The sequence below is a fragment of the Micromonospora sp. NPDC006431 genome, assembly GCF_042870725.1.
GTDB lineage: Bacteria > Actinomycetota > Actinomycetes > Mycobacteriales > Micromonosporaceae > Micromonospora.
The window spans coordinates 64,541-89,240 of sequence record NZ_JBIAHQ010000007.1 but is presented as its reverse complement, the minus strand read 5'-3'; the positions used below and the strand labels follow the sequence as shown (position 1 = coordinate 89,240).

The window sequence follows — 24,700 nt, the reverse complement described above, 5'->3', positions numbered from 1 at the left end:
TCAATAGGAACGCTGTGCGATGGCTTGGTTGAGTCGCTTCTCCTTCTCCAGCACGTCGTCGACGTGCCGCAGCGAGTACGCGACGTAGAGGGCGTCGAGGAGCGCCATCTGGCAGGCCCGGGCGGCCAGGGGCTCGCTGCGGGTCTCGTGGGAGACACTGACCAGCACGACGTCTCCCTGCCGCGCGACGTGGGAGTCCCGGTTGCCGGTCACGACGAGGGTGGACGCCCCGGCCCGGCGCGCCTGGGCCAGCATGTCGGCCACGTCCTTCGTGGCGCCTGAGTAGGAGATGCCGATCGCGAGATCCCCGGGGCGCAGCAGGGAGGCGTGCATGATCTGCAACTGCGAGTCGACCGGGGCGTCGCAGCGGATCCCGAGCCGGTGGCACCGCTGGTAGAAGGACTGCGCGACGACCCCGGACGTGCCGACGCCGCCGACCAGGACGTGGTCGGCGGCTTCGAGAAGGTCCAGCGCCCGCGCCATGTCCTGGCCGGTCAGCAGGTGGTGCGTGTCGCGCAGGGACTGGATGGTGCTGGCGAAGACCTTGGCCGCGACCGTCGCCGCGTCGTCGTCCGGCGTGACGTCGTCATGGATCAGTTGGGTCGGCGAGGCGAGGTCCTGGGCCAGGCCGAGCTTGAGGTCGGTGAACCCGGCGAAGCCGCTGTTGCGGCACATCCGCAGCACCGTCGTGTCGCTGACGTTGCATGCCCGTGCGACATCCAGCATCGAGCTCTCCAGCAATCCTGCCGGCTGCTCGAGGATCCAGTCCGCGACCTTCCGTTCGGTGTCGGAAAGTGCTGGTCTGGCTGCCCTCAGTCGCGCCAGGGCGCTGGTGCCGTTGGTGGTGGAGTTGGTCATTCCCTCGCCCCGTCTCGAATTGAGCAACACCCTAGACCAGGCTGGCTCGTGGTGGTAGTACTACTACCCACCAAGTTTTCAAGCAGTGGAACCACGGGAGTCTGGGATGCGAATCAGATCTGCATGGCGAGCGGCACTGGCTGCCGGTGCCGCGCTCGTGATGCTGTCGGCGTGCGCAGGCGCCGGTGGCTCGGCTGACACGTCTGGCGGCGGGAAGACTCTGGAGATCTGGCACGCCTACGCAGGCCAGAAGGACAAGGTCGAGTTCATCGAGTACGCGTTGGACACCTTCAAGAAGGCGCATCCCGACATCAAGGTGAAGGAGGTGTCGGCCGAGCAGTCCTCCTACAAGACGAAACTGCAGACGGCCATGGCCTCGGGCAACGCGCCGGATGTCTTCTACACGCTGCCGGGTGGCTACCTGAAGGCCTTCGTCGACAGCGGCCAGGTGCTCCGGCTGGACGACGAACTCGCCAAGCAGGGCTGGCGCGACAGCTTCCTGGAAAGCTCGCTGCCATCGGTCACCTTCGGCGGGTCGACGTACGCGGTGCCGATCGACATCGACGCCGCGCTGGTCTGGTACAACAAGGCACTGTTCGACGCCAAGGGATGGCAGGTCCCCACCACCTGGCCGGAGTTCCTCGACCTGGCCGAGAAGATCAAGTCGGCCGGCGTGGTGCCGGTCGCGCTCGGCAACAAGGACAGCTGGCCCGCGACCTTCTGGTTCCAGTACGCCGAGATGCGCATGCACGGCAGTGGGGTCATGTCCGGCTTCGGCGCCGGAGACAAGAACGCCACCTTCGGACCCGAGGCCAAGGACGCGGCCGGCGTCCTGCAGACGCTCGCCCAGAAGGGATACCTGCCGAAGGGCGCGAACGGCATGTCCGACGCGGAGGCCAACATCCTCTTCCTCAATAGCAAGGCGGCCATGGTCCTCAACGGCACCTGGCAGATCGGTATGTCCGCGGAGGCCCCGGCCGGTTTCGAACTCGGCTACTTCCCGTTCCCGACCTTCGCGGCCGGCAAGGGGAACCAGAGTGACGTCCTGGCCGGCGTCGCCGCCAGCTTCGCCGTGTCCGAAAAGGCCAAGGACAAGGAGGCGGCCCTGGCGTTCCTCCGCCACATCACCAGCCCCGAGGTGATGACCAAGTACGTCCAGATCCGCAAGACCATGGTCGCCCGCAAGGGGGCGACCACGCCGGAGGCGGCCGGCCCCCTGCTGGCCGGGGTGGTCCAGGACGTGATCGGCAAGGCCGAGACCCTCGACCCGTTCTACGACACCGCGATGGCCCCCAAGACCACCGAGACGTACTACTCCACCCTCCAAGGGTTGATCGACGGCTCGATCCCGCCGGCGGCGGCGTCCGAGGCCATCGAGAACGCCGCCAAGGCCGGCAAGTAACCACTGCGATCCGTTGCCCGAGCGCCCGCCCCGGTTGCGGGCGCTCGGGCGGCGACCCAGGAGGTCTCGTGTCCACATCCACGCGGTCCGTCGCCGCCCGCCGCGACGCTCGGGCAGCACTGCTGTTCCTCGCGCCCGCGGTGCTGTTCCTGGCGGTCTTCGTCGCCTACCCGCTGCTCACGGCCGGGGTCCTGTCGTTCCACTCATGGGACGGCGTCTCGCCCCGGCAGTGGACCGGCCTGACCAACTACGAGCGGCTGCTCGGCGACCGGATCTTCTGGGGATCACTTCGTAACAACGTCCTGGTCGCGCTCACCGCGATCCTGTTCCAGGTCGGCGTCGGCATGGTCATCGCGTACTGGCTGGTGCGGGTGGTGCCCCGGATCAAGCGGTTCGCCATGTTCGTCTACGTCGTGCCGGTGGTGATCAGCGAGATCTGCATCGGGTTGCTCTGGGGTTTCGTCTACAACCCCTACTTCGGGCTGCTGAACGGCTTCCTCAACGCCGTCGGGCTCGACGAACTCGCACGCGGGTGGCTGGGCGACCGGTCGACCGCCATGCCCGCGGTGCTGGTGGTCATGAACCTGACCTACCTGGGGCTGTACATCCTGCTCTTCGTCGCCGCGTTCGAGAACGTCGACGAAGCGGTGTACGACGCGGCGGCCATCGACGGCGCCGGTCACTACCGGACCTTCTTCTCCGTCAGCGTCCCGATGGTCTGGTCGAACGTCCAGGCGACGACCCTGCTGGCGGTCGTCTCCTCCTTCAAGACGTTCTCCCTCGTCTACGTGCTCACCCGAGGGGGACCGAGCAACGCCACCGATGTCGTGTCCACGTACCTCTTCCAGACCGGCTTCGGGAACTTCGAAGCCGGCTACGCGTCCACGATCGGATTCGCCCAGATCCTGCTGACCGCCGCGGTCGGCGTCTTCGTCCTCGGCCTGATGCGCCGCGGGAAGCGAGGAGAGGCGTGAGTTCCTCGACCATCCACGTCACCAGGCAGCACCCGGCGGCCGTACCGGCAACGACCGGCCGCGGGCGGCCCCGCCTCAGCACCGGCACCGCGATCGTGTACCTCATCCTGGCGGTGCACCTGACCGTGGTCATCTTCCCCTTCCTCTGGATGGCCTACAGCTCGCTGAAGAGCAACCAGGACTTCCTGGCGTCCGTCTGGTCGCTGCCCACCGACCCGCAGTGGGCCAACTACGGCAAGGCGCTCGGTGAAGGGAAACTGCTCGTCTACGCCGGAAACTCCCTCGCGGTGACGGTGGTGTCGGTCGCGTTGACCGTCGCCATGGCCACCGCCGCCGGCTACGCCTTCGTCATCTACCGCACCCGTTGGATGCCCTGGGTGGAGATCGCGATGCTGGTCGCGATGGCCATCCCGGCGTACGTCGCACTGGTGCCGCTGGTCGCGACGCTGCGCGACGCGGGCCTGCTGGACACCCGTACCGGGGTGGTCCTGCCCACCGTTGCCTTCAACCTGCCGGTGTCCGTCCTCATCATGCGGGCGTTCTTCAGCACGGTCCCACGGTCCCTGGTCGAGGCAGCCCGGGTCGACGGCGCGTCCGAACTGCGGGCCTTCCTGCGCGTCATGGTGCCGATCGCGCGACCGGCGATGTTCACCACCGCCATCGTCAACACCATCTGGGTCTGGAACGACTTCCTCTTCCCGCTGGTGCTGCTCAACACCCCCAGCAAGAAGACCTTGCCGCTGGGTCTCACCGACTACGTGGGCGAGCGGGTCACCGATTATCCCGTGCTGCTGGCGGCGGTTCTGCTCGCCGCTCTCGGTTCGTTCGTGGTGTACGTCGCCCTCCAGAAGCAGGTCATCGGCGGGCTGACCAGCGGCGCCATCAAGCAGTGACGGCCAGCCCGGCCCGCCCCAACCCCAAGGAGACACACCATGGACGACCTCGACTTCGCCAGCCGCGCCGTCTACTACGAGCCCGAGGCCAGCACGCAGTCGATCAGCTACCCGATCTACATGTCGGCCAACTACCAGTACGCCGACGACATCTACGACCAGATCGTCGACGGGGCTCGCAAGGAGGTGAACATCTACAGCCGCTGCGGCAACCCCAGCGAGTACAAGCTCGAGGAGCACGTCGCCCAGCTCGCCGGCGCGACGGCGTGCCTGGCCACCGCCTCGGGGATGGCGGCGATCTCCCACGCCCTGCTCGGCCTGCTCAAGGCCGGGGACCACATCGTCGCCGACCTCACCACCTACAGCTCCACGCACGAGTTCTTCGACCACCGCATTCAGGACTTCGGCATCGAGGTCACGTTCGTCGACGCCAGTGACATTGCGGCGGTGGAGGCGGCGATCACCGACCGCACCCGCGTCCTCTACGTGGAGACCATCGCCAACCCGACGATGAAGATCGCGCCCCTTCGCGCCCTCGCGGACCTCGCTCACTCGCGGGGAATCGTCGTCTTCTGCGACAACACCTTCGCCAGCCCGGCGGTCTGCCGCCCCCACGAGCACGGCGTCGACGTGGTGCTCGAGAGCGCCACCAAGTTCATGGGCGGCCACAACGACGCGGTGGGTGGGGTCATCACCCTGCGCTCGGACATCCTCCCTGCGGACTGGCTGGAGCAGGTCCGCTGGAACACCCTCACCAAGCTCGGCGGGGCGCTGTCCCCGTTCAACGCGTGGCTGCTGCTGCGCGGGTTGCAGACCCTTCCGCTGCGGGTCGAACGGCAGACCCAGAACGCGCTCGCCCTCGCCGAATGGCTGGAGAAGCAGCCTCAGGTCCGCAAGGTGTTCTACCCGGGCCTGCCCAGCCATCCCCAGCACGAACTGACCCAGCGGCAGTTCGACCTGCCGGGTGCGATGCTGGCGTTCAGCCTGGACACCGAGGACCAGGCGGTGCGCGTCCTCAAGGGCCTCAAGCTGGGCTCCTTCGCGGCGAGCCTGGGTGGGGTGCGGACCGTGACCCAGGTACCCGGGACGATGGCCTTCCTCGACATCCCGCCGGCCGAGCGGGAGCAGATGGGCATCACCGACGGCATGATCCGGGTATCCGTCGGCATCGAGTCCGCCCGCGACATCATCCGTGACTTCGAGCAGGCCATGCGGTAGCTCCCGGCCGGCCCGGTCGTTCCGCCGGGCCGCGGTGTCCCCACCCACCACGAGATCATCAGGACGATCGAGACATGACAACCCCAGCATCCGACCGGTGGGGCGGCCTGCCCGTCGAGGTTCATCCAGAGGTGGCCGAGGCCCTCCGCCACGGCGGGCCCGTCGTCGCGCTGGAGTCCACGATCATCAGCCATGGCCTGCCCCGCGACAGCAACATGCAGGTGGCGCGCGACATCGAGCAGTCGGTGCGATCCGCGGGCGCCGTGCCCGCCACCATCGCCGTCCTGGACGGTCGCGTCCGGGTCGGCCTCGATGAGGAGGCCCTCCACCAGATCGCGAGCCGCGACGATGTCAACAAGGCGAGCATCCGTGATGTCGCGATCACCCTTGCCCGCCGGGTTCCGGGCGCCACGACGGTGGCCTCCACGGCCTGGCTGGCCAGCCTGGTGGGCATCGAGGTCTTCGCCACCGGCGGTCTCGGCGGCGTGCACCGAGGCGCGGCGACATCGTGGGACGAGTCCGCCGACCTCATGGGGCTCGCGGCCGCGCCGATCGTCGTGGTCTGCGCCGGCGTGAAGTCGATCCTCGACGTGCCAGCGACCCTGGAACGGCTCGAGAGCCTGTCGGTGGGCGTCGTCGGATACCGCACCGACATCTTCCCCGGCTTCTACGTCCGACAGACCGAGATGGCGGTGCCGTGGCGGGTGGAGACCCCCGAGGAGGTGGCCCGGATCCACGCCGCCAACCGCGCCCTCGGCAACAGCCGGGCCCTGGTCGTCGCGAACCCGATCGAGCCGGAGAGCGAGATGGATCCGGGCCTGCACGACGACGTCCTGGCGGCAGGGCTCGCGGCGTTGCGGGAGCAGGACGTGCGAGGCAAGGATGTGACTCCGTTCCTGCTGGCCTTCTTCCATGAGCGGACCGGCGGCGCCAGCCTCAAGGCCAACGTCGACCTGGTGCTGGCGAACGCACGCCTTGCCGGCCGGACCGCGGTGGCCGGGACCGGCGGCTGAGAGGTGACAGCGCAGTGACCGCGAGCCAACTCGTGACAGAGGTCAGTGGGCAGCGGGACGCCGTCGTCCTGCTGCTCGGTGACATCAACGTCGACCTGATACTCGAGCTCGCCGAGTACCCACGGCCCGGTGGCGACGGCGTCGCATCGTCCCAGCGGATCGGGCTGGGCGGCTCCGCGGCCAACAGTGCCATCATGCTCCGCCGGTTGGGCCTGCGGCCCAGCATGCTCAGCGCGATCGGCGAGGACCGCTGGGCCGAGGTCGCGGTCGAGGCGCTGCGCGCCGAAGGGGTCGGCTTGGAGTACGTCGTCCGCGACCCGCACGAGCCGACGTCGCTCAACGTGATCGGCGTCACGCCGGACGGGGAGCGCACGATGATGGCCTACCGCGGAGCGAACCCTCGGTATTCGCCGGCCCACCTGCCGGAAGAGGCAATCGCCGCCTGCGATTTCCTGCACGTGTCCGGCTACGCCTTCCTGCAGGCGCCGCAGTCACTTGCCGCGGTCCGAGCGATCGAGGTGGCCACCGCGAACGGCGTGCCGGTCTCCCTCGACATCCCGGTGGATCCGGCCCGTCGTGAGCCGGCCACCATCCGGCGGTTGTTGAGGTTCACCGATCTGCTGGTCGTCGGCGTTCCGGAGGCCCAGCAACTGGTCGGGACGGCCGAGCCGGCGGAGGCCTGCCGGAGGCTATGCGACCTGGGGGCCAAGACCGTCGCGCTCAAGGTCGGCCGCGATGGCACCATCATCGCCACCGCCGACGAGTTGGTCGAGCTGCCCGGGCTGTCGGTGCGGACGGTCGACACGACCGGCGCCGGTGACTCGTTCTGCGCCGGCGCCATCGCGGCGACGCTGGCCGCCCTGCCGCTGGCGAAGATCGGAGCGGTCGCCAACCTGCTCGGCGCCGCCGCCGTCGAGAAACCGGGGGCCGGGCGGTCGCTGCCGACCCTCGACGAGTTGCAACGCATCGAGCAGCGTCAGCCTATCCGCCAGCCATGAAATCCGGGGCGCCGCCTTCCCGCCATGGTCATGCGTGAAGAGCCATGATGGCCACGATCTCGCACGCTAACCGCGACGCCGCGATGGCTGTTTGTTTGATCAAGTGCCCGGCCAGCGCCCGGCGCCGGCCCAGCTGCGACCCAGCGCGTCGATCCGCCCCCACCGGCCGGGGATGTCCATCAGCTCGATGCGGCCCAGCTCTTCCGGCACCGCGGGATCGATCACCAAGTGCTCGTTGAGCGGTTGCAGGCCGAGCATGGTGCGGAGCAGCAGCAAGGGCGCCCCGGCCGACCAGGCCTGCGGGCTGCACGCGGTGGGATACGGCACCGGGTACTTGGTCAGGGTGCGGTCGTAGCCGGCGAATGCCTCTGGCAGCCGGCCCTCGAAGTGGTCGGCCGCGTCGATCATCGCCTGGGAGATCCGCGCGGCCTCCTCGTGGAAGCCGTACCGGCGCAGGCCCCAGGCGATGAACGAGTTGTCGAACGGCCAGACCGTGCCCACGTGGTAGCCGACGGGGTTGAACCGGGTTTGGTCCGTCGCCAGCGTTCGCACCCCCCAGCCGGAGAACAACCGTGGGCTCATCAGCAGTTCGGCTACCCGCGCCGCCCGCGAGTCGTCGACGATCCCGCTCCACAGCAGGTGACCCATGTTCGAGGCGAGCGCGTCGACCTGGGAGCCGTCCGCGTCGAGGGCCAGCGCGTAGTACTCCCCGTTGGCTACCCAGAAGTCCCGGTTGAACCGTTCCTTCAGCTCCGCCGCGTCGCGTTCCAGCCGGTCGGCGTACTCCGGGTCGCCCCAGATTTCCCGCGCCAGCCGGGCGGCCCGCATCTTCGCGTCGTAGGCGTAGCCTTGCAGTTCGCAGGTGGCCCGGGGGAAGCTGGGCAGCCGGCCGTCCTGGTAGGAGATCGCGTCCCAGGAGACCTTCCAGCACTGGTTGGGCGACCCGTGCCGGGTGTTCCGCCGCCGGTACCAGACATAGCCGTTGCCGAGCATGTCGGCGTAGGTGTCGATCCAGTCGAGCGCCGCCCGAACGTTTTCCTCGAGGCCTTTCACCAGTTCGACGTCGCCGGACCACCGCTCGTACTCGTCGAGCAGCACCACGAACAGTGCTGTGGTGTCCGCCGCCCCGTAGTACACCGCGTACGGTTCCTCCTCGAAGGCCGCCAGCTCCCCGTACCGGATCTCCTGCATGATCTTGCCCGGGTCCCGTTCCCGGAAGTCGTCCAGCTTGGTGGACTGGTTCGTGGCGAGCACCCGCAGCGTCGGGGCGGCCAGTTCCGGCTTGAACGGCAGCGCCTGCAGGCAGGTGAGGATGCTGTCCCGGCCGAACATGGTCATGAACCACGGCGATCCGGCGACCGGCACCGGCTCCCAGATGAGGAGGGTTCGGTAGCGCAGGGCCGCCAGGTCGACCAGGCTCCGCTCGTACGTCACCGTCAAAGGCCGGGAATCGGCGAGCAGGCGGGGTGCCCCGGCGAGCCACTCGTCTAGCTGCTGGCGCATCTGCTTCTGGGTCCGGTTCGCGTAGCTGCGCAGGCTCTCTCGGATGTCCCGGCCGTGCGCCCCGGTCACCACGGCCTCCACCTGCAGGTCGGTGGCCCAGGCTCCGTGTGGCTCAACCTGGATGTCGAAGGTCATTCCGCGCTGGTCGATGGTGGCCGGGGCCGACGACGAGACGATCGTCGCGCGGGTGAACTTCTCCCGGTCGTACCTCAGGCGCAGTTGGCCGTCGGTGACCTCGGCTGTCGTCCGGCCCGGCTTCGTTGGCACGTCCGTGGCTTCGAAGAGGTCCGCGAAGTCGCTCTCGATCTGCATTCGGACCCGTAGTCGCACCGGCTTGGCGTCATGGTTGAGCACCGTTATCCGTTCCTGCATGCTCCCGCCCAGCGAGCGGTCCCGGATCACCGTCACCTTGGCATTGACGTATTGCGTCGGTTGGCCCGGGACCAGGAAGAACCGCACCTGGTAGTACTGGAGGTTGTCCAGGGAGAGCGAGTGCAGCCGCTCGCCGTCGACGGTCAGCCGCCACACCGACAGGAACCGGGTGTCAAACGAGTACAGCCCGGTGAGGTAGTCCGGCGACGGGGCGATGTCGCCGTGGCCGTCGCTGACCGCGAAGGTGTTGCCGTCGAGGACGCTGAACTGGCGGTGGCGTCTCCTCTTGCTGTCCTCCTTCGTTGGCCGCCGCCGGAAGCGGCCGGTCGGATACTCCTGTGCCGCGGTGGCGGTGGGAGCCAGGAGCCGGGGGTCCCGGGCGCCCGGCGGGTCGGGCAGCATCCGCTCCAGCAAGTACAGTCTCGTCGGGTCGCCCTCTAACGTGTAGCGGCGCCGCAGCACCGCGGCGATCAGGTTGGTCCGCCCGGTCAGCAGCGCCTCGAAGAATTCCGGGTCGGAGCGCAGGACGCAGTCCGCGGGCCGGTCGTCCGTGCTGACCGTGACGGTTCCATCCATGACCGTGAGATACCAGTGGTCGGTCCGGCCGTCCGCGCTGGCGTCGAGTCGGATCGTCCCGGATTCGTGGGTGCGCAGCGTCCTGGAGGCCCGTCTGGTGAATTCGTCGAAGAATTCATCGGTCAGCCCCACCAGGCACGCCCTCCCGCTCTGCGGCCCGGCACCGGGACGGCTGGACCATGCCGGGGCTACCCGGTTTCCCGACGATCACACGTACCGTCCTGGCTGGCAGGAGGCCTCGCCGGTCGTCACCGATGAGGAGTTGGTCAAAGACGACAGGGCGGGAGGCCCGGAGCGCGAGGGCTGCAACCGTAGGTCTCGACCTGGCCATCGCCGCCGTGTGGCGGGCCGGCGCCACCAATATCGCCGCTGCCAACCGTCACGACGCCGGCAACCCCCGCCGTCCGCTGGACCGGCTCACCTGACCGACTGTGCCGGGATTCTGACCTGCGGATCGGCGCGGAGCACGTCGACGGCCAGGGCTCGTACCGCGGCTTCGTCCACGTCGACGCCCAGGCCGGGTCCGGTGGGTACCGCGGCAACCCCGTCGCGTACCTCGACCGTGCGCCCTCCCGCGTAGGTGGACTCGATGAACTGCCGGCCGTTGAGGTCGACCGGCGTGTCGATGCCGAACGCCGCGAACAGATGCAGTGACGCAGCGAAGCCGAGGTCGGAGTCGGTGAGGCCGGAGCCCATCAGGCGCACCCCGCTGTCCTCGGCGAGGGCGCACATCCGCCGGGAGAGCGTGAGGCCGCCGCTGCGCTGCACCTTCGCGATCGCGACGTCGACCGCGTCCAAGCGTACGAAGGCGGCGAGGTCGCTGGGGTGGCGCAGGCTTTCGTCGAGCGCGACCGGCACGGGGGAGTGCTCCCGCAGCCGCCGCAGTCCGGTGATCTGGTTGGCCGGGAGTGGCTGCTCGAACGCGGTGACGTCGAGCTCGGCGAGTCGGCGGGCCACCCGCAGTGCCTGGTCGACCTGGTACGCCTGGTTGGCGTCCACCCAGATCGCCGCGCCCGGCGCCGCTTCGCGTACGGCCTCGACGAACGCGATGTCCTGCTCGATGTCGGCCAGCCCGATCTTCACCTTGAATGCTGTGTACCCGAGGGCGTGGCCCTCCGTGACGCTGTCGGCGACCGCCGCGGGGGTCTTGGCGGAGATGATCCAGCCGAGTGGGATCCGTTCGGCGCGGCGTTGCCCCCAGAGTGCGCCGAGTGGGACGCCGAGCGCTCGTCCGATGAGGTCGTGCAGGGCGATGTCGATCGCCGACTTCGCGATCGGCGCACCGATCGTGAAGCCGCGGTTGATGACCCGGTCGAACGTGGCCGTGATCGCGTCGAGGTTCCAGACCGGGACACCGAGGGTCGCGGGTGCCAGGTAGCGGTCGATGGTGGTGACGATGCTCTCGGTGGTTTCATAGGTCCACGACGGCGTCGGGGTGGCTTCGCCCCAGCCGGCGATTCCGCCCGCGGTCACCTTCACCAGCACCCGCCGGCTGGGCTGCCCGACCGTCGCGACGGTCCCCCCGGCGATCTCGAACGAACGGACCGTCGGGAGTTCGACCACGAAGGTCTCCACCCGCTCCACGACGAGACCGTCCAGTGCCCCGATGTGCAAGGGCGCATGAGTCGGCATGCCGTACCCCATCCTTCTGTGGCATCTATTTAGGAATGAATTCATGCCATGCAATTGCTGGCGTCCGGAAGCTTACCGCCCGCGCGGACCCTGTAAAGCAGGGAAAATTCTTGTCGAGAGAGGATTGACGCAGGGACGTTTACTCCTCAAGAATCCTCAGCCATGACCGGCAATGATGGCTTGGATTCATTCCCTCAGGGGACGAAATTCCGAGCCCTGGCAGCCCACCTCCGGCAGCAGATCGCCGAAGGTCGGTGGTCGGTCGACGCGCGGCTGCCCACCGAGCAGGAGTTCGCGCAGACCCACGAGGTAGGGATCAACACGGTCCGCCGCGCGATCAACCTGCTGGTGGACGAGGGGTTGGTACGTCGTCGCCAGGGCTCCGGCACCTACGTGGTGGCGATACCGGCGCAGGTCGGGCGCAGCGCCCGCTTCGTCGGCGTGCTCGTACCGTCCACCTCGTACTTCTACCCGCGCGTGATCGAGGGAATCGAGCGGGTGATGACTGCTGCCGGCGTCCGGATCATCCTCTCCAGCTCCGAGTACGACCCGGATCTGGAGGCGCAGCAGATCAACGAGCTGCTCGCCGCGGACGTCGACGGCCTGCTGCTCGTGCCCAACCTGCACCTGATCGAGAACCCGCAGCGGTACGTCGACCGGCTGCACCGGCTGCCGGTCCCGTACGTGCTGGTCGAACGGCGGCCGCCGGATCCGGCACCGGACGACGCGACACCGTACGTGTGCACCAACCACCTCGGCGGGGGCTACGCGGCGGTACGGCACTTCGTCGAGTTGGGGCACCAGCGGATCGGGCACCTCGGCCGGATCCGGACCGCGACCGCCGACATGGTGGCCGAGGGCTTCGACCGCGCGGTCGGGGACTTGAATCTGCCGCGGATTCCGGCCGCGGTGGTGCGGCGCGAGGAGTGGTCGCCTGACGAGCTCGCGGCATACGCACAGATTTGCCAGGACAACGAGATCACCGCGGTGTTCTGTCTCGGCGACCGGGACGCCGCGGGACTGCTGCCGCACGCGCGCCGGCTCGGGCTGACCGTGCCCGACCGGCTGGCGGTGATCGCCTACGACGACGAGGTCGCCGACCTCGGCGAGGTGCCGCTCACCGCCATCTCCCCTCCGAAGACCGAGGTGGGCAAGCTCGCCGCCGAGGTCCTGCTGCGACGCATCGAGCAGGGCCCCTCGGCCCCTGTGCACCAGATCCAACTGCAACCACGCCTGGCGATTCGGGCCTCGTGCGGCGCCGCCGCCCGCGACCGGTAGTCCGTGACCGGCCGAAGGCCGGGCGCACCGTCGGGGCGGTGACCGCCGGTCAGCCGAGACCGCTGTCCGCCGGGCGACCAACACAAGGAGATCCACGATGAGGATGCAACGCTTCTCGCCAGGCCGGCGTCTCGTCGCCCTGGCAGGTGTCGTGGCGCTCGCCGCGACAATGTTCGGCTGCGGCGCGGGCTCCGAGGACAGCGGCGGCCGGGTGACCATCAGGCTGGGCTACTACGCGGAGGCGGGCGGCCCGGCCGACAAGACGATGCGCTCGCTCGCCGACGAGTTCATGAAGGCGAACTCCGGCATCAAGCTGGAGCTGGAGTCGGCGCCGTACACGGACTTCTTCAAGCGGCTGCGTACCCAGCTCGCCGGCGGCAAGGGCCCTGACGTGTGGCTCTCCGACGGGGTGCTGGTGCAGGAGTACGCCGGTCGCAACAGCCTGCGGGACCTCAGCGACTTCGTGAAGACCGTCAACACCGACGACTACTACGGCGTGGACCTCAACCGCGACTCCGACGGCCACATCTACGGCTTCCCGCAGGGCGCGCAGACCCCGGTGCTCTTCTACAACAAGAAGATGTTCGCGGACGCGGGCGTCGCCGAGCCGACCGGGGACTGGACGTACGACGACCTCGCCGCGGCCGCGAAGAGGCTGACCCGGGACACCAACGGCGACGGCAAGCCCGACGTGTGGGGGATGCGCGTCTACTCGCCCGGCTTCACCGAGAGCTGGTGGCCGATGATCAAGGCGTTCGGCGGCGACGTCGTCACCGACGGGGGCCGGAAGGTCGTCATCGACAGCCCGCAGAGCCGCGCGGCGCTGGACTGGATGCTGAACGCGATGTACACCGAGAAGGCCGGCCCCGATGTGGTCACGACCAAGGCGCTGGGCAGCCCGCACACGATGTTCGCCAGCAACCGCGTGGCGATGCAGTTCGGCATCTACGCCCGTACCATCCCGGCGAACGCGGCGAAGATCGATCTCGGCGTGGCACCGATGCCGAAGGGCCCGGCGGGTCGGGGCCATGTGGCGATCGCGAACTCCTGGGTGATCAACAAGGCCGCGAACCAGCGGAAGGCCGAGGCCGCCTGGAAGTGGATCACGTACTTCGCCTCCGAGAAACCACAGACCACCTGGGCCGGGATCGGCGAGGCGATCCCGATCAACAAGAAGGTGGCGGCGTCCGAGGTGTTCCTGAAGCCGGGTACCCCGCCGGCCGACCGGCAGGCGTTCCTCGACGCCCTCGCCGACGCCGACGACCTCGGCCTCAACCCCGTGTGGACCGAGTACACCACGGCCGTGGCGAACCAGATCGACCGGGCGCTGGCCAAGGAGCGGCCCGTCGGTGACGCGCTGACCGACGGGCAACGGGATGCCCAACAGGTCATCGACCGCTTCTACGCGAACAAATGAGTCAGACCCGCCAGACCGAGGGAGGAGGTGGCGCTGTGACGACCATCGAGGACCGGGTGGAACAGGGGCGCCGCCCCTCCGTCGCGGACGGAGGGAGAACCGGGGATGAGCGGCCGGGCTTCGGTCAGCGGGCTTGGGCGACCGTGTTCGCCTTCCCGTACATGGCACACCTGGTGGTGCTGACCGCGTGGCCCGTACTGGCGCTGGCATACTTCAGCCTCACCGACTACGACACGCTGTCCTCCCCGAGATGGGTGGGGCTGGACAACTTCCGCCGCTTGCTCGGCGATGAAGCGTTCTGGCGGTCATTGCTCAACACCGCCTACTTCGCGGTGCTGTTCGTGCCCACCCAGACGTGTCTCGCGCTGCTGCTCGCGGTCGCGTTGAACCAGCGCCTGCGGTGGATCTCGTGGCTCCGCAGCGCGTACTTCGTGCCGGTCGTGTCGTCGTGGGTCGTGGTGGGGTACGTCGCCGACGCGGTCTTCAACCCGCAGTTCGGGATGGCCAACACCGTGCTGGGGTGGCTCGGCCTGCCCTCGGCGACCTGGCTGCAGAGTCCGATGCTCGTCATCCCCACGCTCGCCCTGGTCGCGGTGTGGAAGGGCGTCGGCTACGTGATGGTGCTCTTCCTTGCCGGACTGCAGAACATTCCGGAGGAGTTGTACGAGGCCGCCAAAATTGACGGCGCGTCGGCCTGGCAGCGGTTCCGCCGGGTCACGCTGCCGGGGATATCCGGAACGACCTTCCTCGTCCTGGTCCTCTCGACGATCACCACCCTGCAGGCCTTCGAGCAGGTCTACGTGATGACCGGACCGATGCGGGGCCAGCCCGCCGGCCAGCCGAACGGGGCGAGTGAGATGACCGTGCTGTTCATGTACAAGCAGGGCTTCGAGTTCTTCAACATGGGCTACGCGTCCGCGGTCGCGTGGGTGCTGTTCGCGCTGATCTTCATCTTGACGATGGTCCAGCTCCGGCTGCAGAAGAAGTGGGTGCACTATGCCTGACACCGGTCAGCGCGGCCGGGCCCGGCCGCGTCGCAACCGGCCGGGCCGTTGGTTCGCGTACCTGTTCCTCGGCCTCGGCGCGGCGGTGATGGTCGTGCCGTTCGTCGCCTCCCTCGCCAACTCGCTGAAGAACTTCGCGCAGTACGTCGCCGTGCCGCCGATCTGGGTCCCCGACCCGCCGACGTGGTCCAACTACCGCGAGGTGTGGGAACGCGCGCCGTTCGGCCTGTACGCCTGGAACAGCTTTCTCATCGCGAGCCTCGCCGTGGTCGGCAACGTGGTCACCAGCGCGATGGTGGGCCACGCGCTGGCCCGGATGAAGCTGCCGGGCAAGGAGGTGCTGCTCGCCGCGGCGCTCGGCACCCTGATGCTGCCGACCGTCGTGACCATCATCCCCAACTTCATCCTGTACAAGCACCTCGGCTGGCTCGACACCGTGCTGCCGTTGGTGGTGCCGTACTGGCTGGCGACGCCGTTCGGGATCTTCCTGATGCGCCAGACGTTCCTCGCGATCCCGCGCGACTTCGAGGAGGCGGCAGCGCTCGACGGGGCCAACCCGTGGCAGGTGTTCTGGCGGGTCCACATGCCGCTCGCCAAGCCGGCACTCGCGACACTCGGCGTCTTCACGTTCATGGCGTCCTGGGGTGCCGTGCTCGAGCCCACGATCTACCTCACCTCGCCGGAGAAGTACACCCTGCCCATCGGGGTGATGAGCCTGCAGGGCCAGTTCATGGGCAACGACCAGCTCGTCACCGCCGCCGCGCTGATGTCCCTCGTGCCCATGCTGCTGCTGTTCCTGCTCGCCCAGCGCTACTTCGTCCGCGGCGCCATGGCCAGCGGTCTCAAGGGCTGATCAGCGGTCGCCCGCCGCCCCGCTTCCGGGGGAGGAGCGTGGGGGAGAGGCCAACCGAGCGCGCCCCTGACCGCCCTTCTCCTACCGACAACACCTGTCCTGATCGAAAGGAACCTGCAGTGACCGAAACATGGGGGAACCGACCATTCCGCGTTGGGGTGGTCGGTGCGGGCAGCGTCGCCGCGCTGCACCTCGACGCGGCCGCCGGCCTGCCCGAGGTCGAGGTCGCCGCGGTCTGCGACGTGCGGCTCCCGGCCGCCGAGCAGCTCGCAGCCCGGTTCGGGGCCCGCGCATATGCCGACCACGCCGCGATGTTCGCCGCCGGCGGCCTGGACGGGGTACTGGTCACCGCGCCGCACTCGCTGCACGCACCGATCACCGTGGACGCCGCCGCGGCCGGGCTGCACGTCCTGGTAGAGAAGCCGATGGCCACCACCCTCGAGGACGGCCAGCGGATGATCGACGCCTGCACGACCCACGGGGTACGGCTCGCCGTGGGCCACGTGCTGCACTTCCTGCCGACGGTACGCGAGGCGTGGCGGATCCTGCGGTCGGGAAGCCTGGGCCGGCCCGTGGTAATCACCGAGCGGCGTACCGCGCGGTACGAGCGCGGTTCCCGGCCGGACTGGTTCTTCGACCCGGTGCTCGCCGGCGGCGGCATCGTGATGAACGTCGGCACCCACAGCATCGACAAGGCCCAGTGGCTCGGCGACGCACCCGCCACCGGCGTGCACGGGTACGTCTGGAACCAGCCGGGCGTCGAGGTCGAAACCGAGTCGGTCGGGCTGCTGGAGCTGGCGAACGGGGTACGGGTCGTGCTCTCGGTCACCGGCACCGGCCTGCCGTTCCAGGACGAGACCGAGGTGGTGTGCGAGCACGGTGCGCTGCGGCTGTCTCGGCGCGACGGGCTGTGGACGTACCGGGGGGACGACGCGGTGCAGGTGGTCGCGCCCGAGCAGGACGACATCGTGGAAGCGTTCCGGGAGCAGTTGGCGGACTTCGTCGCGAGCTGCCGCGACGGCCGGGCGCCGGCGGTCGACGCAGCGTACGGCCAGTCGGTCGTGGCCACCGCCCTCGCGCTGTACGAGTCGGCCGAACGCGTTGACACCGTACGGATCCCCCGGTTCACCATGGAGGCGGCGGCATGAGCGGCGTCGACACCGTACCGGCGTGGGCGGCGGGCCGACTCGCCTTCAGCACTCTCGGCTGTTCCGCAGAGCCGGTGGAATCGGTGCTGGAGCTGGCCCGGCGTACCGGCTGCCACGGGGTGGAGCTTCGCTGCGCCGAAGGTGAGCCGGTCGCGCCCGACACCCCGGCCGCAACGCTGCGGGAGATCGGGAAGCGGTTCGCGGACGCCGGCGTCGAGCCGATCTGCGTCGCCTCGTACGTGCGCATCGCGGCGCCGGACGGAGATCCGGTCACCGACCTGCTGCACCACGTCGAGATCGCCGAGCAACTCGGTGCCAGCTACGTGCGGGTCTTCGGCGGCCGGGACGGCCAGGCCGACCCCCATCCGGCGGCGGTGCAGCGACTCGGCGAGGTAGCCAGGAGGATCGAGGGTGGGCCGGTGACGGTCCTGCTGGAGACCCACGATGTGTTCTGCTCGGCGCGCGCCGTCGCGGCGGTGCTGGCCGAAGTCGGCTCGCCCGCGGTGGCCGCCCTGTGGGACGCGGTGAACCCGTGGCGGGTGGGGGAGAGCCCCCGCGAGGCGGCCGACGCGCTGGCGCCGTGGCTGCGCCACGTACAGCTCAAGGACGTCCGCGCGACCGACAACCTGGCTCCGGTGCTGCCAGGGCGCGGCACGGTCCCGCTGGGCCAGATCCTCACCGAGCTGGACCGCCTCGACTATCGAGCCTGGCTGTCCCTGGAGTGGGAACGGGCCTGGTTCCCAACGGCGCCGCCGCTGGACGAGGCGCTGGCCGCGTTCCGGGCGGTGCTCGCGGCGCACCAGGCGGCGGAATGACCTCGTTGATCCCGTATCCCGTGGCGGTCCGCCGGCACCCCGGCACGCTGCGGGTCGCCGGGCCGGTGCCGGTCGCCGCCGGGCCGGAGACCGAGGGGGTCGCCGACTGGCTCGCGGAGGTGCCCGGCTTCATCCGCGCCCTGGTGTCCGACGCCCCGGTGCGCCTGGCCGTCGACCATCGCCTGGCACCCGAGGGCTACCGGCTCACCGTCGACGAACGTGGGGTGGAGATCACCGGAGGCGCGCCTGCCGGGGTGTTCTACGGCGCCCAGACGTTGCGCCAACTGCTGCCGGAAGGCGGATCCGGCCAGACCGCCAGCCTCCCGTACCTCGAGGTGGCCGACGCCCCCCGGTTCGGCTGGCGCGGCGTGATGCTCGACGTGGCGCGGCACTTCATGCCCAAGGAGTTCGTGCTGCGCCTCATTGACCTGCTCGCGCTGCACAAGCTCAACGTGCTGCACCTGCACCTCACCGACGACCAGGGCTGGCGGCTGGAGATCCCGCGCTACCCGCGGCTGACCGAGGTCGGGGCGTGGCGTGCCGAGACCCTGGTCGGGCACGCCCGGCAGACCCCCCGCCGGTACGACGCGGCACGGCACGGCGGCTACTACACGCGGCAGGACATCCGGGAGATCGTGACGTACGCCGCGACGCGGTTCGTCACCGTCGTGCCCGAGATCGAAGGCCCCGGCCACTCACAGGCGGCGATAGCGGCGTACCCGCAGCTCGGCAACACCGGCCGGCAGCTCGACGTCTGGACCGACTGGGGCATCAGCGAGCACGTGCTCGACATCTCCGAGACGACGCTCGGCTTCTACCGCGACGTGCTCGACGAGGTGATGGCGCTCTTCCCCGGCAACTACCTGCACCTCGGCGGCGACGAGTGCCCCACCAGGCAGTGGCGGGCCAACCCGGCCGTCGCCGCGCGCCTGGCCGAGCTGGGACTTCCGGACGAGCGGGCCCTGCTCGGCTGGTACGTGGGGGAGCTCGCCAGCTTCGTCGCGGCCCGCGGCCGCCGTCCCGTCTTCTGGTACGACACCGACACTGCGCTGAGGGTGCCGAACGCGATCGCCATGCCGTGGCGGGGCGACGGCGCGGCCATGGCGGCCCACCAGGACGGCCACGAGGTGGTGCTCGCCTCCCACGAGCACCTCTACCTCGACTACTACCAGAGCCAGGACCGGGACACCGAACCGCTCGCGATCGGCGGATACACACCGTTGGAGCGGGTGTACGAGTTCGACGCCGACCAGCCTGTCGGGGCGCTCGGCGCCCAGTGCCAACTGTGGACCGAGTACCTGCCGCGGCCGGAGGACGTGGAGCGCATGGCGTTTCCCCGGCTCTGCGCGTTCAGCGAGACCGTCTGGTCGACCGCGCCCCGGCACTCCTTCGCCAGCTTCCACGGCCGGCTCACGGCGCACCTGCCCCGCCTCGCCGCGGCGGGCGTGGCGTACCGGCCGCTCGACGCCATCCCGTCACCCCGCACCGAGCCACAGCCATCCCTCAAGGAGGCACCGACCGATGCCCATTCACGTGGCTGACGCCCCACCGTGCAGCCTGGCCGCCCTCCGGGAGGCCCTCTCGACGCCCAGCCAGGAGGTGGTGGAGAGCCTGGCGCGGTTGGACGGCGACCTGATGCTCCTCGGCGTCGCCGGAAAGCTCGGACCCGAGCTGGCCCTGATGGCGCGGCGGGCCCTGGACCGGGCAGGCCGGCAGGCCCGGATCATCGGGGTGGCCCGCAATCCCGGTCCCGAGATGGTCGAGCGGTTGCGCGACGGGGGCGTGGAGCTGCTTCGCGCCGACCTGCTCGACGAGGCGGCGCTCGCCGGCCTGCCGGACGTGGCGAACATCGTGTACCTGGCCGGCCGGAAGTTCGGCACCGACGGCGCCGAGCATCAGACCTGGGCGCTCAACACCTACCTTCCCGGGCGGGTCGCCGAGCGGTTCCGCGACTCGCGGATCGTCGCCTTCTCCACCGGCAACGTCTATCCCCTGCTGCCCGTGGTGAGCGGCGGCGCCGACGAGGCGACGCCACCGGGCCCGGTCGGCGAGTACGCACAGTCGTGCCTGGGCCGGGAGCGGGTGTTCGAGCACTTTTCACACCGGTACGGCACTCGGATGGCGATCGTCCGGCTGAACTACGCGGTGGAACTCCGGTACGGAGTGCTGTTGGAGATAGCGCGTGCCGTATACCGGGGCGAGCCCGTGGACCTGCGGATGGGCAACGTCAACGTGATCTGGCAGGGGGACGTCAACGTCGCCACTCTCCGGCTCTTCGAGCACTGCACGGCACCGCCGTTGGTGCTCAACCTGGCCGGCCCCGAGACCGCGTCCGTGCGCTGGATCGCGCAGCGGTTCGGCGAGCTGTTCGGGGTGCCCGCGACATTCTCTGGAACACCGGAGCCGACCGCGCTGCTCTCCAACGCCGCGCGGGCGAACGAGCTGTTCGGCTACCCCGCCGTCGCGCTGCGCACGCTGATCGGGTGGACCGCCGAATGGGTGCTCAGCGGCGGCGAAACCCACGGCAAGGACACCCACTTCCAGGAGCGAGAGGGGCGTTTCTGATGTCGGCGGCACTACCGGTGGACGTCGGCGCGGCGCTGCGCGAGGGCGTCGTGATCCCGGCTCACCCGCTCGCGCTTGACGCCGCGGGGCGGCTTGACGAGCGCCGACAGCGTGCGCTGAGCCGGTACTACCTGGACGCCGGGGCGGGTGGCCTGGCGGTCGGGGTGCACACCACCCAGTTCGCGATCCGGGAGGCCGGGCTACTTGAACCGGTACTACGGATCGCCGCGGACACGGTGCGGGAGGCGCCGCGCGGCCGGCCGGTGGTGCTGGTCGCCGGGGTCTCCGGCACCACCGACCAGGCAGTCGCCGAGGCGAAGCTTGCCGCCGACCTCGGCTACCACCTCGCCATGGTGATCCTGCGTGGGTTGGCGGAGCTGACGGACGACGAGCTCATCGCGCACATCTCGGCGGTCGGCGAGGTGCTCCCGGTGTTCGGCTTCTACCTCCAGCCCGCGGTCGGCGGTCGGACTCTCGGGTTCGACTTCTGGGCTCGGCTCGCCGAACTGCCCTGCCTGGCGGCGATCAAGATCGCGCCGTTCGACCGGTACCGCACCCTCGACGTGGTCCGGGCGGTCTGCGAGTCCTCACGAGCGGCGGAGATCGCGCTCTACACCGGCAACGACGACAACATCATCGTCGACCTGCTCACCACCTACCGCTTCCCGGTGAGCGGCGGCCAGGTCAGCAAGCGGATCGTGGGTGGGCTGCTCGGCCAGTACGCCGTGTGGACCCGCCGCGCGGTGGAGCTGTTCGAGCAGGCCCGCGAGGCGGCACGGACCGGACAACTCGACGAGGAACTGCTCACGACGGCCGCGAGGTTGACCGACGCCAACGCCGCCGTCTTCGACGTCGCCAACGGCTTCGCCGGCTGCGTCGCCGGAATCCACGAGGTGCTGCGGCGGCAGGGACTGCTGGACAACGTACGGCTGCTCGACGAACAGGAGCGGCTCTCGCCCGGGCAGGCGGCGGAACTCGACCGCGTGGTCCGGGCGTGCCCCGACCTGCAGGACGACGCGTTCGTCGCCGCGCACCTGGACCGCTGGCTCGACACATAGCAGGGAGCAGCCATGATCGTCCCCCACGCCGTCCTGGCCGCCGTGCTGGCGGTGGCGTCGGCCACCCTGGCGGTGGCCCCGTGACTTCGTCATCTCCTGACCCCCCTGAGAGGAGCACCCCTTGTCCCTGACCCGAAGCAAGTCCTGGCGCTCCCGGCTGGCGCTGTCCGCCGCCGTGTTGGCCGCACTGCTGCTGCCGCCCGGGCAGCCCGCCTCCGCCGCCGGCCCCTCGGTCACCATCGACTCGCACGCCAGCGGTGACGCGGTGCCGGCCGGGACCGTCCGCCTGTCGGGCAGCTACACCGACGCGTACGAGCTGACCATCGTGCTCGACGGACGCAGCGCTCCCCCGGTGCACACCGTGGACCCGGATGGCGACGACACCGGCACCTGGTACTACGACCTGGACACCACCGGCGTGGACGGTGAGATCGAGGTCGCGGTGCGCGCCAAGCGCACCGACACCCGTTACGGTGTCTGGTCCTCGTTCGTCACGCTGCGAGTGGACAACCCGGTCGCCAACGTCCCGATCGTGACAGTGGCCAGTCCCGATGACGGGGGCACGGTGCGGCACCCGGCGCCGGTCCGCGTCTCGGTCGCCGCGCGTAACGCCGTACGCGAGGTGTCGGTCCGCGTCAACGGCGGAGCCTGGCAGCCGGCGCTCGGAGCGAAGGGCACCTACACCTATCTGTGGGATCCCCGCGAACTCGGCGACGCGATGGCAAGCATCGAGGCCAGAGCCGTCGACGCGTACGGCAACACCGGCTACAGCCCGACCGTCTACGTCACGGTCGGCGCGGGCGCTGCCGAACCGGTACGGGTCGGCCCGCAGGACCGGGCGATGTGGATCTGGGAGCGGGCATCCTACGGCCTGATCCTCAACCCGGGATCCCGCCGGCTGCTCGAGACCACGGCGCGCGACGTCGACACCTTCGGCTCGCGGCCGATCACCACGCTCTATGTCGGCGTGGACCGGTACGGCGACCTGGACATGCTCAACGACAAGCGCGCCGAGGTACGGGACTTCGTGAGCTGGGCCCACGCGCAGGGCTTCACGGTGTACGCCACCATCGCCGGCGGCACCCAACCACCGTTCCTCGGCGGGCTGGAGCGCTACCACCCCCGCGCGGTCCGGGAGATGGAGAAGATCCTCAACTACAACCTCGCCTCCCGACCGGGGGCACGGTTCGACGGGGTCAACGTCGACATCGAGCCCTACATCTATCCCGGGTTCGCGGCCGAGAAGCCGGCCCTGCAGCTGCAGTGGCTCGAGATCCTGGAGCAGATGATCCAGCGCAGGAACACGGCGGGTTCGCCACTGGCGTTCGGCCCGGCCATCCCGCGCTGGCTGGACGTCAACACCTGCTGCACCGACATCACCTGGAAGGGCGCCACCAAACCGCTCAGCGAACACATCCAGGACCTGACCGACTACATCTCGATCATGGACTACCGGGACACCGCAGAGGGTTCGGTCGGCATCATCGACCAGGCGCGGTCCGAGATCGCGTACGCCGAGGCGATCGGCAAGCCGAACTCGGTGGTGATCGGAGTCGAGACGCTGGACATCGCCTGGAGCGGCGACCCGGAAACCATCACCTTCCGCGAGGAGGGACGCGCCGTCGCCGAGCGCGAGCTGCAGAAGGTGTACGAAGCCTTCGCCGGCAGCCCGGCCTTCGGCGGCATCGCGATGCACCACTACGACTCCATCCGCTGGCTGCCGTCGGTGTGGGGACCCAATGCCGTGTACCCGCCGCTGCCGGCCGACGCCAGCCCGCCCAGTGCGGTCGGCTCGCCACCGACGGCGAGCGCCTTCGACCACCAGAGCATCGATCTCGCCTACGGTCGGGCCTTCGACGACACCGAGGTGGAGCAGTACAACATCTACCGGTCCACCGATCCGCGCTTCACGCCCGACCCGGACAACCTCGCCGGGCAGTCGCGGGGCCTGAGCTTCACCGACTCCGGCCTGCTGCCGGACACCAGATACCACTACCGGGTCGCCGCCGTGGACGTACACGGCAAGGTCGGGCCGGCCTCGCTGGCTGTATCCGCCACCACCGCCGGCACCGACCTGCGGCCGCTGATCGTCTCCGAGCTGACGGTGACCGCCGTGGGCAGTCCGGCGACCGTGCGGATCCGGGTGACCGATCTGGTCACCGGGAAGCCGGTGGCGGCGGCCGTACATGGCCGGTTCACCAAGATGGCGGGCCGGTACCTGACGATGAACGCGAACCCGGACGGCCAGGCGTCCGGCGTTTCGGAGGCGATCGGCTCCCAGGCCGGCGAGGTCGGTTTCCAGCCACTGCGGATCACCGCGCCCGGCTACTACTGGGCCTCCGCCCACGACCGGGCCCGGAACGTGGAGACCAGGTGGCAGACCACGACGCCGGTGATCGCCGACACCTTCGTACGCGCCGGTGCATACGCGGACGCCACCCACGGCTCCGCCAGCGCATTGGAGGTCGCTGACCTTCCCGACGCGCAGAGTCCGGACGGCGACCGGATGGCCTATCTGAAGGCCGGGCTCGGCGGCTACCCAGGCACTGCGACTGTCTCCGCCCGGCTGTACTTCCATGTCAGCGCGGTGGCGCCGGGCAGTGGCGCCGTACCGGTAACGGTGCGGGCGCTGGCCGACGACTCATGGTCCGAGGGCGGTGCGACCTGGAACAGCCGCCCGTCCAGCGCGGGCGCAAGCGTGCTAGGGACCGTCCGTGTGGAGCGCCCCGGCTGGTACTCGGTCGACGTCACCGGAGCGGTCAACGCCCACCTGGCCGGCGGAGCCCTGACGCTGCGACTCTCCGACGACACGACTGCCGGGCGGCCACTCGCCGTGGACAGCCGGGAAAGCGACCAGCAGCCGTACCTGATCGTCTACTGATACCGGTGGTTCTGGCGCCCGTCCTTGGAGACATCGACGGGCGCCAGACGTCGATGGTGACAGGCCGCGGGCGCTGCGCGGCGCGGCCGCTGGCCGGGCTACCGCGCCGTGTAGTGTTGATCATCCGATTTAGACCACTGGCGCCTGACCCGTGCGTGATCTTCGCGCCAGAGCTTTGGAGGACTGTGTGCGCGTACTAGCGCGACGACTGTCGATCTCGGCACTCGCAGTGGCGGTTGCGG

19 protein-coding genes are annotated in these 24,700 nt (G+C 69.6%); 16 read left to right on the top strand and 3 right to left on the bottom strand.

From position 1 onward, the window contains the following. Positions 1 to 858, bottom strand: a complete 858-nt coding sequence (locus ACFYM6_RS15100; protein WP_387275717.1) for a MurR/RpiR family transcriptional regulator — start codon at positions 856 to 858, stop codon at positions 1 to 3. Positions 859 to 964: 106 nt separating this feature from the next. On the opposite strand from ACFYM6_RS15100, the gene ACFYM6_RS15095 reads away from it, so the two are divergent. From ACFYM6_RS15095 to ACFYM6_RS15070, 6 genes are all read left to right on the top strand, one after another. After that, positions 965 to 2,260 (top strand): ABC transporter substrate-binding protein, encoded by a 1,296-nt coding sequence (locus tag ACFYM6_RS15095; protein WP_387275715.1) that lies wholly within the window; start codon positions 965 to 967, stop codon positions 2,258 to 2,260. A 68-nt stretch (positions 2,261 to 2,328) separates the two neighbouring features. Further along, positions 2,329 to 3,234, top strand: a complete 906-nt coding sequence (locus ACFYM6_RS15090; RefSeq protein ID WP_387275713.1) for a carbohydrate ABC transporter permease — start codon at positions 2,329 to 2,331, stop codon at positions 3,232 to 3,234. Next, a complete protein-coding gene (locus ACFYM6_RS15085) occupies positions 3,231 to 4,127 on the top strand; it encodes a carbohydrate ABC transporter permease (RefSeq protein ID WP_357436170.1) in 897 nt (298 codons plus the stop codon). The genes ACFYM6_RS15090 and ACFYM6_RS15085 overlap by 4 nt, the downstream gene beginning before the upstream one ends. Before the next feature lie 39 nt (positions 4,128 to 4,166). Then, on the top strand, positions 4,167 to 5,345 hold the full coding sequence (locus ACFYM6_RS15080) for a trans-sulfuration enzyme family protein (protein ID WP_387275711.1): 1,179 nt from the start codon (positions 4,167 to 4,169) through the stop codon (positions 5,343 to 5,345). Between the two features lie 74 nt (positions 5,346 to 5,419). Continuing rightward, entirely contained in the window at positions 5,420 to 6,358 is a 939-nt protein-coding gene (locus ACFYM6_RS15075; protein WP_387275709.1) for a pseudouridine-5'-phosphate glycosidase, read from the top strand. A 14-nt stretch (positions 6,359 to 6,372) separates the two neighbouring features. After that, the gene (locus ACFYM6_RS15070; RefSeq protein WP_387275707.1) at positions 6,373 to 7,356 is read left to right on the top strand and encodes a carbohydrate kinase family protein; all 984 of its coding nucleotides are present in this window, start codon (positions 6,373 to 6,375) and stop codon (positions 7,354 to 7,356) included. A gap of 99 nt (positions 7,357 to 7,455) precedes the next feature. Here ACFYM6_RS15070 and ACFYM6_RS15065 read toward each other — a convergent pair whose 3' ends face one another. Further along, positions 7,456 to 9,939: a glycogen debranching N-terminal domain-containing protein gene (locus ACFYM6_RS15065; RefSeq protein ID WP_387275705.1), complete on the bottom strand. Its 2,484-nt coding sequence runs from the start codon at positions 9,937 to 9,939 to the stop codon at positions 7,456 to 7,458. A gap of 285 nt (positions 9,940 to 10,224) precedes the next feature. Then, the gene (locus ACFYM6_RS15060) at positions 10,225 to 11,439 is read right to left on the bottom strand and encodes a mandelate racemase/muconate lactonizing enzyme family protein (RefSeq protein ID WP_387275703.1); all 1,215 of its coding nucleotides are present in this window, start codon (positions 11,437 to 11,439) and stop codon (positions 10,225 to 10,227) included. 180 nt (positions 11,440 to 11,619) lie between these two features. Between ACFYM6_RS15060 and ACFYM6_RS15055 the strand changes: the two genes are divergently transcribed. The 10 genes from ACFYM6_RS15055 (at position 11,620) to ACFYM6_RS15010 (ending at position 24,458) form a co-directional block, all read left to right on the top strand. Continuing rightward, the gene (locus ACFYM6_RS15055) at positions 11,620 to 12,717 is read left to right on the top strand and encodes a GntR family transcriptional regulator (RefSeq protein WP_387275701.1); all 1,098 of its coding nucleotides are present in this window, start codon (positions 11,620 to 11,622) and stop codon (positions 12,715 to 12,717) included. Positions 12,718 to 12,814: 97 nt separating this feature from the next. After that, on the top strand, positions 12,815 to 14,134 hold the full coding sequence (locus ACFYM6_RS15050) for an ABC transporter substrate-binding protein (RefSeq protein WP_387275699.1): 1,320 nt from the start codon (positions 12,815 to 12,817) through the stop codon (positions 14,132 to 14,134). Between the two features lie 35 nt (positions 14,135 to 14,169). Further along, on the top strand, positions 14,170 to 15,138 hold the full coding sequence (locus ACFYM6_RS15045; RefSeq protein WP_387275697.1) for a carbohydrate ABC transporter permease: 969 nt from the start codon (positions 14,170 to 14,172) through the stop codon (positions 15,136 to 15,138). Continuing rightward, positions 15,131 to 15,991, top strand: coding sequence for a carbohydrate ABC transporter permease (locus tag ACFYM6_RS15040; protein ID WP_387275695.1), 861 nt, complete (start codon positions 15,131 to 15,133; stop codon positions 15,989 to 15,991). The genes ACFYM6_RS15045 and ACFYM6_RS15040 overlap by 8 nt, the downstream gene beginning before the upstream one ends. A gap of 119 nt (positions 15,992 to 16,110) precedes the next feature. Then, complete coding sequence (locus ACFYM6_RS15035; RefSeq protein WP_387275694.1) at positions 16,111 to 17,139, top strand: Gfo/Idh/MocA family protein; 1,029 nt, start codon at positions 16,111 to 16,113, stop codon at positions 17,137 to 17,139. Continuing rightward, positions 17,136 to 17,954, top strand: coding sequence for a sugar phosphate isomerase/epimerase family protein (locus ACFYM6_RS15030; RefSeq protein WP_387275692.1), 819 nt, complete (start codon positions 17,136 to 17,138; stop codon positions 17,952 to 17,954). Before ACFYM6_RS15035 ends, ACFYM6_RS15030 begins: the two co-directional genes overlap by 4 nt. Beyond that, positions 17,951 to 19,495, top strand: coding sequence for a beta-N-acetylhexosaminidase (locus ACFYM6_RS15025; RefSeq protein WP_387275690.1), 1,545 nt, complete (start codon positions 17,951 to 17,953; stop codon positions 19,493 to 19,495). The genes ACFYM6_RS15030 and ACFYM6_RS15025 overlap by 4 nt, the downstream gene beginning before the upstream one ends. After that, complete coding sequence (locus ACFYM6_RS15020) at positions 19,476 to 20,519, top strand: NAD-dependent epimerase/dehydratase family protein (protein WP_387275688.1); 1,044 nt, start codon at positions 19,476 to 19,478, stop codon at positions 20,517 to 20,519. Before ACFYM6_RS15025 ends, ACFYM6_RS15020 begins: the two co-directional genes overlap by 20 nt. Then, positions 20,519 to 21,577, top strand: a complete 1,059-nt coding sequence (locus ACFYM6_RS15015) for a dihydrodipicolinate synthase family protein (protein WP_387275686.1) — start codon at positions 20,519 to 20,521, stop codon at positions 21,575 to 21,577. The genes ACFYM6_RS15020 and ACFYM6_RS15015 overlap by 1 nt, the downstream gene beginning before the upstream one ends. 121 nt (positions 21,578 to 21,698) lie before the next feature. Then, a complete protein-coding gene (locus tag ACFYM6_RS15010) occupies positions 21,699 to 24,458 on the top strand; it encodes a DNRLRE domain-containing protein (protein WP_387275684.1) in 2,760 nt (919 codons plus the stop codon). Positions 24,459 to 24,700: the final 242 nt, after the last annotated feature.

Coding starts and splice junctions, on each gene's coding strand:
- ACFYM6_RS15060 (WP_387275703.1), bottom strand. CDS start 11,439: ATGCCGACTCATGCGCCCTTGCACATCGGGGCACTGGACGGTCTCGTC.
- ACFYM6_RS15040 (WP_387275695.1), top strand. CDS start 15,131: ATGCCTGACACCGGTCAGCGCGGCCGGGCCCGGCCGCGTCGCAACCGG.
- ACFYM6_RS15075 (WP_387275709.1), top strand. CDS start 5,420: ATGACAACCCCAGCATCCGACCGGTGGGGCGGCCTGCCCGTCGAGGTT.
- ACFYM6_RS15030 (WP_387275692.1), top strand. CDS start 17,136: ATGAGCGGCGTCGACACCGTACCGGCGTGGGCGGCGGGCCGACTCGCC.
- ACFYM6_RS15020 (WP_387275688.1), top strand. CDS start 19,476: ATGCCCATTCACGTGGCTGACGCCCCACCGTGCAGCCTGGCCGCCCTC.
- ACFYM6_RS15100 (WP_387275717.1), bottom strand. CDS start 858: ATGACCAACTCCACCACCAACGGCACCAGCGCCCTGGCGCGACTGAGG.
- ACFYM6_RS15050 (WP_387275699.1), top strand. CDS start 12,815: ATGAGGATGCAACGCTTCTCGCCAGGCCGGCGTCTCGTCGCCCTGGCA.
- ACFYM6_RS15080 (WP_387275711.1), top strand. CDS start 4,167: ATGGACGACCTCGACTTCGCCAGCCGCGCCGTCTACTACGAGCCCGAG.
- ACFYM6_RS15025 (WP_387275690.1), top strand. CDS start 17,951: ATGACCTCGTTGATCCCGTATCCCGTGGCGGTCCGCCGGCACCCCGGC.
- ACFYM6_RS15015 (WP_387275686.1), top strand. CDS start 20,519: ATGTCGGCGGCACTACCGGTGGACGTCGGCGCGGCGCTGCGCGAGGGC.
- ACFYM6_RS15095 (WP_387275715.1), top strand. CDS start 965: ATGCGAATCAGATCTGCATGGCGAGCGGCACTGGCTGCCGGTGCCGCG.